Origin of the sequence: Schleiferilactobacillus harbinensis DSM 16991, from assembly GCF_000425885.1 — a bacterium.
Taxonomy (GTDB): domain Bacteria; phylum Bacillota; class Bacilli; order Lactobacillales; family Lactobacillaceae; genus Schleiferilactobacillus; species Schleiferilactobacillus harbinensis.
On sequence record NZ_AUEH01000062.1, the window covers coordinates 1 to 14,254 of the forward strand.

Consider the following 14,254-nt stretch of genomic DNA (forward strand, 5'->3'; position numbering starts at 1 on the left):
TGGGTGCTGCGCGATGCTCCCTAGTTATGAACCTACAACACATCCTCGCAACTATGAGCGGTCATGTCCGGCTTCAATGAGCTGCTTGGCGAAACGCGAGTCGCCAACATCGGAACCAGACCCCGCAGCTTGTGGTTTGCACTTGTTCGATTCATCTGGGCGGCAGTCTCAACAATGTAGTTTAGCTACAGGAGGAAAAAGCCTATACCAGTTGGACCCAAATCCAATGAACTACTAGAGAGTATCACGCAACATCCAAACAAGAAAACTATCCACGAACTTGTCTGTAAATTAACTATACGAGGAGGAAAGCATCATGCACATGAAGAATGTGGCAAAAATGGCCTTTGCGGCCATGACTGCCGTCTTGCTGCTGGCGGCCTGCGGTACGGGCGGCAACAGCCAAAGTGGCAGCGGCAAAGTGGACGTCAAGACAACTGGTTTTCCCATCGTTAGCAAAAATCTTAAGATGACGATGATGGCCCCGAGTACAGGTGCCGCTAAGTGGGATGATATGGCGGTCTTGAAGGATTATGCTAAGAAAACTAACGTCACCTTGAAATACAATACGCCGCCGATGAGCGATTTTAGTACCAAACTCAACCTGGCGTTTGCTTCCCAAGACTTGCCGGATATCATCTATGCAGCCAGCAGTGACAACCTGACCGCGACTAAGGAAGTGACCTATGGCACGAACGGGCAATTACTACCGCTGGAAAAGCTGATTCCCAAGTATGCCCCGAATTTTAATGCCCTGATGAAGAAGAATCCAGATATCCGCCGGTCGATTACCGCTCCTGATGGGCATATCTATGCCTTGCCCATGGTGGCAGTCAATGCGTATGCATCGTGGCAAAATAATCCGATGTGGTACAACGGCGCTTGGTTAAAGAAACTAGGGATTAAAGAACTGCCAAAGACGACGGATGAATTCTACGACTTGTTGATGAAGTTCAAGAATGACGATCCCAACGGCAATGGTAAGCAGGATGAAATTCCATTGAGCGATACGAAACTGGCGAGCATTCGGACGTGGCTGATGGCAGCCTTTGGTTTGTTAACTCAGGATGTCCAGAATGACGGGAACAAAGTGTTCTATACGCCAATCACGACTCAGTACAAGGCATATCTGACTTATATGCATAAGTTGTATGCGAATGGTTTGCTGGATAAGGATACCTTTGCCCAATCAGATGATCAGCGCAAGGCGAAGGGCCAATCGAATCGACTCGGGGTTTATGCAGACTATTTCTCCTATTTCACTTCTGGTAAGACACCAAATCAAGCAGTAGAAGATCCGATGTGGCAGCCGCTGACCAGTCCGGAATCCACCAAGGCGGTTGTGCCTCTGAACAATGGCCTGAATCGCGGGAACTTCGCTCTGACTAAGAACAACCCATCGCCGGCGGCTTCCCTGCGCTGGGTGGACTACTTCTACAGCAAGAAAGGCAGCGACTACCTGAATAATGGTCCAGAGGGTGTTTATTGGGTCTATGCCAAGAACAAAGAAGGCAAGAAAGTTCGGGTACTGGCCAAAGGGATTAATGAATCAAATTCTGAGGACAAGCGCAGCAAGATTACGCCGGATTATGGTTTGACGACTCCGTCGTTAGTCTTCGATAACGATAGTGATCCAGTTCTGGTTTCGGCCAATGCGCCCACTGGCGGCGGTTTGAACGCGTTTTTGCGCAAAGAAACTAAGGATAAGATTTTACCCTATGCTAAGCAAGGTTTCCCGATGGTTTATCTGACTTCCAGTGAGCAGGATTCAATCAGTTCTATTACCAACGATTTGAAGACTTACGTGGAACAATCTGAGGCTAAGTTCATCACGGGTGTTACGCCGTTGAGCGATTGGGACAAATACGTTAGCACGATCAAGGGCATGCATGTGGATCAATACGTGAAGGTTTACCAAGCTGCTTATGACCGTTGGAAGAATGCAAAATAAGTTGCAAGCATAGAAACAGCGGAGCGATATGCCCCGCTGTTTTTATGCTATTGGGTAAGTCACTTCTTCATTGGCCCAGTCACATTATCCCCATTATGGGCGATCACGTCCTTATACCAGGCAAAACTATCCTTCTTATACCGCTTCAATGTCCCGCTGTCGTTCTCTTCGCCACGATCAACGTAGATAAAGCCATATCGTTTCACGAAGCCTTGGTGGGTCGACACCAGATCAATCGCCGACCAGGGATGGTAACCAATCACCGGAATGCCCTCGCCAATGGCCAAGCGCATTTGGTAAATATGATCGTTCAAGTACTTGATCCGATACGGGTCATGGACTTGGCCGTCATCCGTCAGTGTGTCGTGGGCCCCCAGGCCGTTTTCGGTAATGATCATTGGCAGGTTATAGCGATCGTACAGTTGGCGCAGCGTTACGCGGAAACCTTCAGGGTCAATATCCCAACCAAATTCATTCTGATTAATGAAAGGGTTGAGGACTTTCTTAAACGGCAGCATATCGCTAGAATCGGCGGCCCGAACGGTTTCGCTGTTGTAGTAGTTGAAGTACAGCAGGTCCGGGTGGGCGGCCGCGATGGTGGCCATATCATCCGGTGCCAGGTCAGGGGCAGCGTGGAACTGTTCGAAGAGGTGCCAGGCCACGTGATTGTATCGGCCGAGAATGGTGACATCGCCGAACAGCAAGTTGCGTATAGAGTCGTAAGTGTTAGCCGCCAACACGTCTCCCGGGCGCGCCGTCAGCGGATAGATCGCCACGAGGTTCGGGGCCGGCCCAATCTTGATTTCTGGATGGTTTTCATGGGCGTAGGTGATCACCTTGGCCGCCGCGACGAACATGTTGTGGTTGGCCTGAACCGCGTCCTTGAACGTCCCGTGGCCCTTGAAGGCTGCGAAGACGGCGCCTTGGAACAGCATGTTTTGCTCGTTGATCGTCTGGTAGTAAGTGATTTGCGGTGAGAAATGATCCAGCACGACCTTGGCGTAATTCACGAAGGCCTCAATCGTCGCCCGATTAGCCCAGCCGCCTTGCTTTTGCAAGGCCGCAGGCAGGTCAAAGTGGAACAGGGTGGCGACGGGTTCAATATGGTACTTCTTTAATTCGTCCAGCACGTGCTGGTAGTAATCCAGCCCCGCCTGGTTAACCTCGCCAGTACCGTTAGGAAAGATTCGGGTCCAAGCGATGGAGAAACGGTAGGACTTCATGCCCATTTCACCAAACAGGGCGAAGTCTTCCGGATAACGGTGGTAGCCGTCGCTGGTCAGTTGAAAATTGGCCGTGCCGGCCGGCGGCGTGGCGACGTCCTGAACCGACAAGCCTTTGCCGTCCTCGTTATAGGCGCCTTCGTATTGATAGGCCGACGTGGAGGCGCCCCATAAGAAATCGTGCGGAAAATCTGCTAATGCCATTATGCTTTTCTTCCTTTCTGTTGTTGCATTACTTTTAGTTTACCATGTAACCGCGTTCAGCAGGCAGCAAACCACTTTTTGGCGCTATTCAAGCGCAGAGTTTGGTACAATTGGCGGAAAGGTGGTGGTCTGCATGGCCGATCAATCAATTATTGTGAGTCAAGACTTGTGCGGGGCTGGTGCAGTATCGCTGGGCGCAGCGCTGCCGATCTTGGCTGCTCTAGGGCTGCGGCCCCGGGTGCTGCCCACAGCATTATTATCGACGCATACCGGTATCCCGGACAATACATATCTGGATCTGAGCGGGCAGATTGCACCGATTTTGCGTCATTGGGCGACGGTGGCGCTGGATATTGGCGGGCTTTATCTGGGCTATTTAGGGCCCCAGGCCCTGGCCGTGTGGCGGGAACAGCTGCCGCGGCTCGCGGCACTGCCCCTGCGCGTCGTGGACCCCGCCATGGCTGACGGTGGCAAACTGTATCGCGGCTTAGACGCGGACTACGTCACCGGTATGCGCAACTTGCTGGCCCACGCCACGCTGGTCACGCCGAATGTGACCGAAGCCCAGTTGTTGTTAGGGAGAAAGCCGACAACTGAACCGGTGACGGCGGCAGCCGCCCAGGAATTAGCCGCTGCCTTTTTTGCCCAGTTTCAAATTCCCGTGGTATTGACCGGGATCGCGTTAACCAGCAGCCGTATCGGTGTTGCATCAGCGGCGCAGCAGACGGTTCAGATGCAAACCACGGAAGCACTGCCAGGGCATTACTTTGGTACCGGTGATATGTTTGCCAGTGTCTTGGCCGGCCGGCTGCTCCAAGGTCGGCCGCTTCAGACGGCCATTGCCAGTGCCATGGACTTCATTGCCCGGGCAATTACCGTAACGAATCAAGCCGCTAAAGCAGATAATCCGTTGCAGGATGTCAATTTTGGCCCGGTCTTGCCGACCCTGGTGGCGGCCAGCACCCGAGCAGAGAGCGAGGAGCGACCATGACTATTGCCATTATTACTGGGGCGTCGTCGGGCCTGGGCCGGGAATACGTCCGGGCTGTGGCCGAAATGATGCCCATGCTGGACGAAATCTGGCTGATTGCCCGGCGCAAAACGCAATTAGTTGAGCTGGCCCAGTCCATCGCTGGCCGCCGGTTCCGAATTCTGCCTTACGATCTCACGGAGCCGGCAGCGCTGCGCAAAATGCAGGGGCTGCTGGCTCGGGAAAAGCCGCAGGTGCGGTTGCTGATCAATGACGCCGGGGCGATGCATACCGGGCCGGTGGCCGCCATGCCGATTGCCAATCAGCTGGAACTGATTGCCCTGCATGCCGTCGCGCCCACCGTGTTGACCCGGTTGGTTTTGCCCTATATGGCGCGGGGTGCCGCCATCATCAATGTCACCTCGATTGGCGCATTCACCCCGTCACCGAACATGGTGGTTTACAGCGCCAGCAAGGCCTATCTGTTGGCGTATACCAAGGGTCTGCACGCTGAACTGCGCTGCCAAGGAATCCATGTCTTGGCGCTGGCGCCGGGCTTGATGCGTACGGGTCAGTTCAGCAGTACGGCACCCAGCCGGTTCAACATGGCGGCCCACCTGCCGCTGCTGAACATGGCCAAAGTCGCTCGCCGGTCGCTGACCTTGGTTCAGCGGGGCCGCATGGTTTACACCCCGCACCCGTTCTACAAGGCCTTCAGCCTGGCCGCTGCCCTGATTCCCGATGCGCTGCTGACCTACTTTGATCAAGTCTAGAAATGGAGGAATTATTCAGTGTTAGGAAGAAATAAGCAGTTGTTGAATGCCATTTTAACCGCGTTATTCGCGGCCATTATTTATATCGGAATTTCTGTTTTACGGATTCCCCTCCCGGCGATCGTCGGCCGGCCATTCATTCACTTCGGCAATCCCTTGATGGTTATTGCCATTCTATTTCTGGGCGGTGTCTGGGGCGGCGTGGCTGCCGCCGTTGGCCTAGGCGGCTTCGATATCCTGAATGGGTATGCCGCTACGAGCTGGCTGACGGTGCTGGAAGTGATCGTGATGGCGATCGTGGTCAGTGCGATTATGCGCGCGTTCAAGCACGATGATCGGCCCAGTCATATTATTACCGTCGGCATCGCTGCCGGGATTACCAAACTGATCACGTCTTTTCTGGCGACCGTGGTTGAGGGCCTGATTGCCGGGATCACGTTGCAACCGGCGATCATCGCCTCGTTTCTCAGCCTAACCGCGACAGCCATCAACTCCGTGGCCACGGCGATTATTGTGCCGATTCTGTATTTCTTGCTGCGGCGGGCGTTTCAGGCGGCTCGGCGGCAGTAAAATAACTTCAACCTTTCGCAGGTAGCTGGTGATTTTTCCGAAGAATCACCAGCCTTTTTTAACTCTGAATTGCTCTTCCCTGAACAATTATTTTATAAGTTAAAGTCTAAAGGAGACGTCAATATCTAGGCCATAATTGTATGTGCAAAGCGAGACATATATAACGGATGTTATATATCTGAGATGTACCAATTCAAAAATGTTTTTTTAAGAATAGAAAATACCAACAATGTGATTCCACATGCAATCTGAACTAAGAAACCACCGGATCTTATATTCTGAATTGTCAATATTGGTAAAAAATTCTTGTCGCTTTTGCCCGGCACGTTGCACTAATTAGCTCTACGGTTAAATGGCAGACTAAATAATTCGTAGAACTAAATAGATAGAGGTGCCAATTTTGCAACAACAGCGTCATCATTTGAGAACGAAGGCAGTTACAATTTTTCTGATTAGTGATCTGCTAATTGGTATGATCATTCTTCTCATGGCTAAGCCAACACTGGCGATGGCTGCGAGCGGAGGCTCCTATGAGCCGTCAGGTACGACTGCCAGTGGAGCGAGTATCACTACTGGGGATGGGGGTGACTGGGAAAAGAAAAATGCTGAATCACCGGTCACTATTACTTTCCCCAGTCCCAATTCCAGTGATAAGAACTACGATCCTAATTATGATGTCGCTTCTTACGGTAAACCCTATTACAGCATCAACTACGTGGACCGAAACGACTTCTTGTCATTCTCTTCGCCCGAGCGCGCCAACAAGTTCAATACCGACCCAACGACTGAATTCAATAGCCAGACGGACTTTACTTACAATCCCGGGAATCTAACCAGCAAAATGGACGCCACTAATAAGCTGAAAAGCGGCGAAACGTATGACAACGGGTTCTTAAAGATTTCAGGCAATGTACCGATTCACGCCCAATTGGCCCAGTCGAAAACCACGGTTGATTCCGCTATGGCTGGAAACTGGGGTGTCATGGCGCGCATCACTTTACCAGCGGGGGTTGATGCCAAGTCATTGGGCGGTGCAGTTGACTGGAGCGGGTCCTATTTCTATCTGAACCTGCAAACTATTAAAGCCCTGGGATTTCAATTGAAGAACATCAACTTTCCATTGCAGTTTGCCCATCATGTCTATCTTGATCCTGACCACGCCAATGTCTTTTACCTGAAAGTTAAGGGTATTCCGTTTGGTTACACGGCATCTGATAATGGTACGGCGGCAACAATGAAATTGCTTGACAATGCGGATACCCGAGATTATTTGAATAACGTTTATCTGGACAGTTCTGGTCAACCGTCTACATTGGATCAAATTGGCAGCCCCAGCACCATAGATGGGCACCCCAATTTTCCTACTCAAACTGGTGGTAAGAGCACAATTTGGGATCCATACTACGGATTGGTCAAGGATACATTTTCCAGTTGGTGGCCGGTTAATCAATTTATCGATGGGATTACGAGTCTCTTTTCTGGCAGCCCCATTTATGAAACTGGCAGTGTGGGTCGTGCGATTACTTTATTAAATGCGGCGGATCCGAGCGATAATCGCTCGTTGGTAAAGGTAGACGGGGGACTCATAGCGGAGGCTATGAGCGCGCTGAGCACGTCCGTTGTTAAAGTCATATCAGGTTACTTCGTTAGCAGCGGCTTCTACGGCTCTGCCCAAATCAATTTCACCTTTGACATGTCCAAATATCGCGGCAGCTCAGACACTGCGCTTCAATCTTTAACGACCAACCGGCTATTTGCGGCACCCTACAAAGATGGGACATTTAACACTGGGGATACCAGCGGCAGTGACGATAGCAATCGACGTTCGTTCAGTATTACCATGTTCAACAGCAACCAACTGGCTGATCCGGACAATGTCATCGCTGGTATGGATCGGACTGATCCGACAAAAGACACCGACTTGATGAATCAAATACAGCCTGGTAAAACACCGATGGATCATGCGTTAATCAAAAAGAGTGAAATAAATAATGGGGTCGAATTCCCTGTCTACACGAACTTCACCTCGTGGACCGCGGCCGCAGTGCCTTACGACAAGGACACAACGAACGACACGCTCCACTCTTCCGGCAATCCAATTGGTGACGATATGCGGTATCGGACGGCGACGCCGAATCCGCGAACCGATGGGGCTTTGTTGAACGATGGGAGCAATATCTCCGTGACCAAGGATTGGGATCACGCAGGCCACGCTCCGCAGTTTTCGGCAGATAAAAAGACGCTTCAGAAAGCGGGATCAATCACGCCTGAGCGGTATGCCAACGTCTATGAAGTGTATGATTACTCCCAAAGTACGCCAACAGTTGCTCCGCATCCCATTTACTCGGCTGATGAACCATCTCTGAAGCTGGCTGTGACGAATAGCGGCAGTGAGAACATTGGCACGGGTTATTCAGGTGAGGTCTCAAAAGATTTTTCTCCTGGCCAATGGATTTACAGCGGCTCGCTCAATGGCATCCCCATTGCCAGTGCTAATTTGGGCTTGAACCAAAGCCTGACACCGAACATGGACCTGTCCAGCAGTCCGTTCCTCATTGTGCCCAAGACCAGTGTAACCAATGGTCAGCATCAAACCTATTCGTTGGGGAGTTGGCGCGATGGTTTGATTATTAACAACGACACCATGACTGCCGCGTTAAACGGGTTCGATGGTACAAAGTACGGTACTGCCACGGCCAATAATTTGGTGACGAGTACCACGGCCAACAAGGTCGGTCTGGGCTTGGCGGATACGTACAACTATGGCTTTGCCCAGAAGGGTCCCTATGGTGACATCACGCCGGAGTTCAAGATGCCGCCAGCAGCGACCACGGATCCTGTAACTTTCTATTCCGGGGACTTCACGTTATCCCGGCAGGATGATATTCCCGTGCATATGCCGACCACGCAGCCGACGATTGGCAGCACCCTGGGTACTAAGAAAGCCTCAACACTGATTGCGCTGATCAATAATGCCCATGCGTCTTACACCATTACGCGCAGTCAGGATACGCAGTATGCTTATGCCAACGGGCAAACGATCACCGCCACGGGGGTAGTGAAAAATGTTGGTACAGATAGCAGCCGGACTAAATTCGTTGTCGTCGTGCCCACGCCAGCCGGTCTGACATTAGCCGATTATAATTTTGGCGCAGCAAACGGAACGGTAAGTAAGGATACCAATATTACGGCAAAACTCGGGGGTAACGCTGCGGCTTATGATGTCACGCTCACCAATCCGCTCCCTGTTGGCCAGACGTTCACCTATACTGCCAAGTATCAGGTATCTGATATCAGCAAGATGCCCAGCAACGGCACGCCGTTCCAAGATCTGTTGCTGGATCCGGATACCCTGGATTACTTGGGCGAATCCAATACCAATTGGCTCTATCCGGCGGCGTCGCCATACTTGCAAACGGTGCCGAGTTTTGACTTCGGCAAACATCCGCAACCGGGCAGTACGGTTACGTACGCGACTGTGGCCGGCAACAAACAGACCTTTGCCGTGACTGATCCCGACACGGCCAGCACCGTGAATAATTGGTCGCTGTTCGCCCAGCTGTCCCCGTTCGTTAACGGCGACAGTAATCTGTCCGATTTGGCGATGACCTTCGGTACCCCGAATGGGGAAACTAAACCGGCTGATTATGATGCCAATAAAGCAAACAATAAAATGACCGACGACGATTGGCTATACTTTAACCATACGGCGAATACCGTACCGTCCAATCAGTCGATGCAGCGGTTATATCGTTTGGATACCAGCCTGGAGCCAACGGTTGATCCTAAAAATGCGGCCTTAGACTACAGCGGCGGCAACGGAGGTAAGGGAGTCACACTCACGGTGCCCGCCAACGACGATGCGGCCATCAAGTTGGGCAAGTACAACGCAACGATTACTTACACGCTGGATTCTAACAAGTCGACAATTAATTAACCGGCGCAAAAAATTGACCGGCAGCCCACGTCTTGGGGGAGACGCGGGCTGCCGGTCAGTTTTTGCCTAATGGACCAGCGCATAGTCATTCAACGCCTCGGCGACACCGCCGTCGGTGTTGCTGGCCACGGTCTGGGCTGCTTGCGCCAAGACGGTCGGGCGCGCATTGCCAGTGGCGATACCCAGGCCGGCGGTGGTGAGCATGGGCAGGTCATTGTCGCCGTCACCAATCGCCATGGTTTGAGCCAACGAAATGTTGAAATGGTCGGCCAGCAGGTGGAGGGCACTCTGTTTGGAGACGCTGGCGTCGCTGATCTCCAGGTAGGTATCTTTGGACCGGCTGGCGTTGACGTGCCACTCTGGATGGGCGGCAATGATCGTCGTGAGTTCGTCGATGACGGTGGGGGCGGCCATGGCGAGCATCTTGTGGACGGTCAGACCGGTGGCCAGCCGCTGGGCCAGCGGCTTGATCAGCGGCCAGGTACCGGTGATGGCTGCTTCCTGGTCGTTCCACTGGTCATGCTGGTTGGCGATCCAGGCCAGACCGGAGTAAATGTTCAGACTGACAGGCAGCTGGTGGGTGACGATGGTTTGATACAGCTGGATGGGCACCCGGCTATACAGCGGCTGTTCAGCCAGAATATCCCAACTGCCGGCATGGGGATCATAGGTGACGATCAGGCTGCCGTTGAGGGTGACCAGCGGAACCGTCAGGTCGAGCTGGCTGGCAATGTCGACCATCGCCAGCGGCGGCCGGGCGGAGGCGAGGACAAAATGCCCGCCCGCTTGACTATAGGCTTGCACGGCCTGAACGACATGGTCCGGAATTGCACCATTATCATCAACCAGGGTGCCATCAATATCACTGAGCACTAATGGATACTTGATCATGAGAATCGCTCCCTTCTGCTTTCATCTTGAAGTATACATGGATTTGTGTGCATTTACAAGCGTTAATGTGTATTTATGTGCAGAAAGGAGAAAAAGAAAAACCCAGCCGCAGGGCTAGGCGTTTTGTCCGGCAACGATCACGGAGACATCGCTGGGTACTTTTTCATTAGCAGTGAGCGCTTGGTCGGTGATCAGCAGATCAATGTCCGCCCAGCGTGCCGACAAGTAGGGGGTTTGCTTCTGAAATTTTTGGTGTTCAGCCAACACGATTACTTTCCGCGCTTGGGCCGTGGCTTGGCGTTTCATTGCCGCGTCATTGTCGTCATTCACGTAGATGCCCGCAGCATCCAGGCTGGCGGTGCCCAGTACCGCAATATCAAAGGTGACGTTAGCTAGGGTAGTCAAACTGTCCCGGGAGTAAAACAGTCGATTTTTTGCTTCGAACCGGCCGCCCAGCAGATGCAGGTCAATATTTGGATGGGTCGCCAGGGTCAGTGCGTTATCCAGGGAGTCGGTGAAGACGGTGGCGGGTTCGTGGAGCTGCTGGCACAGGGCGAGAACGGTGGTGCTGACGTCTAAAAACAACGTCATGTGCGGTTCAATGAGCGGCAGGGCCGCAGCGGCCATGGCCGTTTTGGCATCTGAAAACTGGTGCTGCCGCTCCAGGTAGTCCAGTACCGGCAGGGCCTTTTGTGTTTGCACGATGCCCCCGTGGGTGCGCTGGGCTTGGCCCAGCTTGACGATGGCCATCATGTCCCGCCGGGCGGTTTCCCGGGAGACGGCAAACTTCGCCATGATTTGTTTCGTGGTCAGCTGCCCGTCCCGGCGCAGCCATTCGATCAGTGCTTGAATACGTTGTTGCTGATACACGGTGGCACCTCTTTTCTTCCTTTAATAGTATAGAGTATGCCAAGCAGCACGGCAAGAAATGCACATAAATGCACACCCCCCGTAAATGACTGGTCTAGGGTACAATGTAGATAAGCAACAGAACGGGAGGATGGGCCGATGGACCTGCAAAATAAAACAATCGTCTTTTCTGGGCATTTCGAAACAATGACCCAGGATCAATTGGCCAAGTTGGCGTCGTTTGTGGGCGTTGTGCCCCGGGATACGATTTCGGGGTTGACGGATTACGTGGTGGTGGGCACGATGTACGGCGACCTATTCTCGCCGCCGATGACGGAGAAGCTGCAACTGGCTAACAAAATGGGCATTCCGTTGATCACCGAAGTGGACTTTCTTAATTACGTGGTGGACACGTGGCAGCGGCGGCTGGCGGCGATGACGGTGAAAGATCAGATTCATACGCTGCATCTGGGCCAGCGGATTTAGTAAAAAATAGCCTGTCTTTCAGTTAAAGAATCCGCTATCATAGAGATGATTACTGAATTGGAGGCTTTACTAAAATTATGTTATATCCGAGAGCAACTGATAGCCGGGCGGTCGTGGACTTGTCCGGCGTGTGGCAATTTAAGCTGGATGACGGGCACGGCTTCGCTGATCACTGGTATGCCAAACCGCTGACCGCTCCGGAAACGATGGCCGTACCGGGGTCTTATAACGATCAGAAAGCGGATGCAGCCCACCGGGATCATTACGGCTGGGCGTTTTATCAACGGACTATCACGGTGCCGCCATTTTTTGCCGGGCAGCGAATCGTGCTGCGTTTTGCCAGTGTGACCCATACCGCCAAGGTGTATCTGGATGGGACAGAAATCGCAACCCATGAGGGCGGCTTTTTGCCCTTCGAAATTGACTTGACTGACCAGCTGACGCTGGGGCAGTCGGCGCTGCTGACCGTGGCGGTGGATAATCGGGTGAACTTTTCGACTCTGCCCGTTGGCAATGAGGACGGCGGCAGTATGTTCGGCATGGGCGACGGCGGTATTCCCAGCGTCAAGATCGCCCAGGAACATGCCAAGAAGCAGAATCAGCCGAACTTCGATTTCTTCAACTATGCGGGGATTCAGCGGCCGGTGAAGCTGTACACGACGCCTAAGGCCTATATTCGGGACATCACGCTGGTGCCGGATATTGCCGGGACCAATGGGCTGGTCCAGTATACCGTAACCACCCAGGGCGCGGGCGAAACGACCGTGGAAATTCTGGACCGGACCGGCCAAGTGGTGGTCCATGGCGGCGGGACAACCGGCACGCTGACCGTCCCGAATGCCCACTTGTGGGCTCCCGGCCACCCGTATCTGTACACGGCCGTGGTGACCTTCGGCGCGGATCAGTATCGCCAGACCTTCGGCATTCGTACGGTCCGGGTTGCGGGTACCAAGTTCCTGATCAATGACCAGCCGTTCTACTTCAAGGGTTTCGGCAAGCATGAAGACAGTCCGCTCCACGGCCGCGGCTTTGACGCCGTGTTCGATGTGGCCGATTTGAGCCTGATGCACTGGATCGGGGCGAACTCGTTCCGCACCAGCCATTATCCCTATGCGGAAGAAATGTACGACCTTTGCGACCGGGAAGGTATCGTCGTGATCGATGAAACACCGGCGGTCGGCTTGGGCCGCGGGACGAAAGCCGATGCTTACAAGACCATGCACAATGGCGAACTGCATCGGCAGAACCTGCGGGACATGATCGACCGGGACAAGAACCATCCCTGTGTCGTGATGTGGTCCCTGGCCAATGAACCGGAAACCGCCGCGTTTCCTCAGTCGGCTTACGATTATTTCCGACCCTTGTATGAGCTGGCCCATGAGCTGGATCCAGAAAATCGGCCAGTGACACTGGTTAACGCGCAAAGTGACTACAACAAAGACATGATCACTCGGACCATGGATGTTGTCTGCATCAACCGTTATTATGGCTGGTACAATCTTGGCGGCGATTTGGATGCCGCTTGTGAAGCGTGGAATATCGAGTTGGACTTTTGGGCCAAGCAGCACAAGCCGGTGATGGTCACTGAGTATGGTGCGGACACCGTGGAAGGTCTGCATGACGTGGTGCCGCGGATGTTTGATGAGGAATATCAGGCGGAATATTTCGACCGGATCAGTGCCCAATTTGACAAGCGGCCCTTCTTCATCGGGGAACAGATCTGGAACTTCGCGGACTTCAATACGATCCAAGGCCTGGTCCGGGTTGACGGCAACCGCAAGGGCGTCTTCACCCGGACTCGCCGGCCGAAGATGGTTGCCCATACGATTCGCCGCCGCTGGCATACGATCCCGGACTTTGGCTACAAGGCATAATATAGGTGGGAAAAGGTTCCGAAAAGGGCCACATTGTCTTCAAAGAATCGTCACATCTATCCCGTAGTATATAAAATGTCAACAGGAACGAGGCCAACAGAATTCCTGCTGAACGCCAACAACCGACAAACTTTTTCTTCATGATGCAACATTGATTTTCCCTATCCTGACTGAGCCATCGCGGACCTGGGTACACTCCCTTCAGGGTGGACAGACCAAATAATCAAAGGTCTGTTCTCCCAGAAGGGAGTTTTTTTATGCGGCGGAAGGGAATCCGTTACTCTTTGGAAGACAAGATTGAGTTCGTTAATCGAGTACTGTCTGGCCAGTCACTCATGGATGTTCAGCGATCCGGAGGGCCGCGCAAGGAAGCATTGAGTCAATGGGTACAGAAGTATAAACAATGGGGAGCAGCCGGACTCGTCCCTAAGGAACGAGCACCGCGACGCCAACAGCGTAAGCGCACGACGTATTCCAGCGAGCTCAAGTTTCAGATTGTTCAGGAATACCTAGCGGGTGGGACGTC

At 52.9% G+C, this 14,254-nt stretch carries 11 protein-coding genes; 8 read left to right on the forward strand and 3 right to left on the reverse strand.

Features of this window, described 5'->3' with window-relative positions; all coding sequences use genetic code 11:
• Positions 1-316: 316 nt before the first annotated feature.
• Positions 317-1,951, forward strand: coding sequence for a type 2 periplasmic-binding domain-containing protein (locus H627_RS0114135; protein WP_223849932.1), 1,635 nt, complete (start codon positions 317-319; stop codon positions 1,949-1,951).
• Between the two features lie 59 nt (positions 1,952-2,010).
• On the opposite strand, the gene H627_RS0114140 is transcribed toward H627_RS0114135, so the two are convergent.
• On the reverse strand, positions 2,011-3,378 hold the full coding sequence (locus tag H627_RS0114140; RefSeq protein ID WP_027829452.1) for a glycoside hydrolase family 1 protein: 1,368 nt from the start codon (positions 3,376-3,378) through the stop codon (positions 2,011-2,013).
• A gap of 133 nt (positions 3,379-3,511) precedes the next feature.
• Here H627_RS0114140 and H627_RS18545 point away from each other — a divergent pair, with 133 nt between their 5' ends.
• From H627_RS18545 to H627_RS0114160, 4 genes are all read left to right on the forward strand, one after another.
• The gene (locus tag H627_RS18545; RefSeq protein ID WP_051225460.1) at positions 3,512-4,369 is read left to right on the forward strand and encodes a PfkB family carbohydrate kinase; all 858 of its coding nucleotides are present in this window, start codon (positions 3,512-3,514) and stop codon (positions 4,367-4,369) included.
• Complete coding sequence (locus tag H627_RS0114150; RefSeq protein WP_027829453.1) at positions 4,366-5,121, forward strand: SDR family NAD(P)-dependent oxidoreductase; 756 nt, start codon at positions 4,366-4,368, stop codon at positions 5,119-5,121. Before H627_RS18545 ends, H627_RS0114150 begins: the two co-directional genes overlap by 4 nt.
• A gap of 18 nt (positions 5,122-5,139) precedes the next feature.
• Positions 5,140-5,691, forward strand: a complete 552-nt coding sequence (locus tag H627_RS0114155) for an ECF transporter S component (protein WP_035441208.1) — start codon at positions 5,140-5,142, stop codon at positions 5,689-5,691.
• A 487-nt stretch (positions 5,692-6,178) separates the two neighbouring features.
• Positions 6,179-9,628, forward strand: a complete 3,450-nt coding sequence (locus H627_RS0114160) for a hypothetical protein (RefSeq protein WP_152319372.1) — start codon at positions 6,179-6,181, stop codon at positions 9,626-9,628.
• Between the two features lie 66 nt (positions 9,629-9,694).
• On the opposite strand, the gene H627_RS0114165 is transcribed toward H627_RS0114160, so the two are convergent.
• Positions 9,695-10,519: a Cof-type HAD-IIB family hydrolase gene (locus tag H627_RS0114165; protein WP_035441213.1), complete on the reverse strand. Its 825-nt coding sequence runs from the start codon at positions 10,517-10,519 to the stop codon at positions 9,695-9,697.
• Positions 10,520-10,633: 114 nt separating this feature from the next.
• Positions 10,634-11,389: a DeoR/GlpR family DNA-binding transcription regulator gene (locus H627_RS18550; RefSeq protein ID WP_051225461.1), complete on the reverse strand. Its 756-nt coding sequence runs from the start codon at positions 11,387-11,389 to the stop codon at positions 10,634-10,636.
• A 138-nt stretch (positions 11,390-11,527) separates the two neighbouring features.
• On the opposite strand from H627_RS18550, the gene H627_RS0114175 reads away from it, so the two are divergent.
• From H627_RS0114175 to H627_RS20535, 3 genes are all read left to right on the forward strand, one after another.
• Positions 11,528-11,854 (forward strand): BRCT domain-containing protein, encoded by a 327-nt coding sequence (locus H627_RS0114175; RefSeq protein ID WP_027829457.1) that lies wholly within the window; start codon positions 11,528-11,530, stop codon positions 11,852-11,854.
• A gap of 77 nt (positions 11,855-11,931) precedes the next feature.
• Positions 11,932-13,728 (forward strand): beta-glucuronidase, encoded by a 1,797-nt coding sequence (gene uidA, locus H627_RS0114180; RefSeq protein WP_027829458.1) that lies wholly within the window; start codon positions 11,932-11,934, stop codon positions 13,726-13,728.
• Between the two features lie 257 nt (positions 13,729-13,985).
• The coding region (locus H627_RS20535; RefSeq protein WP_027828704.1) for a helix-turn-helix domain-containing protein at positions 13,986-14,254 on the forward strand (269 nt) is incomplete at its 3' end.

Coding starts and splice junctions, on each gene's coding strand:
- H627_RS0114160 (WP_152319372.1), top strand. CDS start 6,179: ATGGCTAAGCCAACACTGGCGATGGCTGCGAGCGGAGGCTCCTATGAG.
- H627_RS0114150 (WP_027829453.1), top strand. CDS start 4,366: ATGACTATTGCCATTATTACTGGGGCGTCGTCGGGCCTGGGCCGGGAA.
- H627_RS0114165 (WP_035441213.1), bottom strand. CDS start 10,519: ATGATCAAGTATCCATTAGTGCTCAGTGATATTGATGGCACCCTGGTT.
- uidA (WP_027829458.1), top strand. CDS start 11,932: ATGTTATATCCGAGAGCAACTGATAGCCGGGCGGTCGTGGACTTGTCC.
- H627_RS0114135 (WP_223849932.1), top strand. CDS start 317: ATGCACATGAAGAATGTGGCAAAAATGGCCTTTGCGGCCATGACTGCC.
- H627_RS0114175 (WP_027829457.1), top strand. CDS start 11,528: ATGGACCTGCAAAATAAAACAATCGTCTTTTCTGGGCATTTCGAAACA.
- H627_RS18545 (WP_051225460.1), top strand. CDS start 3,512: ATGGCCGATCAATCAATTATTGTGAGTCAAGACTTGTGCGGGGCTGGT.
- H627_RS0114140 (WP_027829452.1), bottom strand. CDS start 3,378: ATGGCATTAGCAGATTTTCCGCACGATTTCTTATGGGGCGCCTCCACG.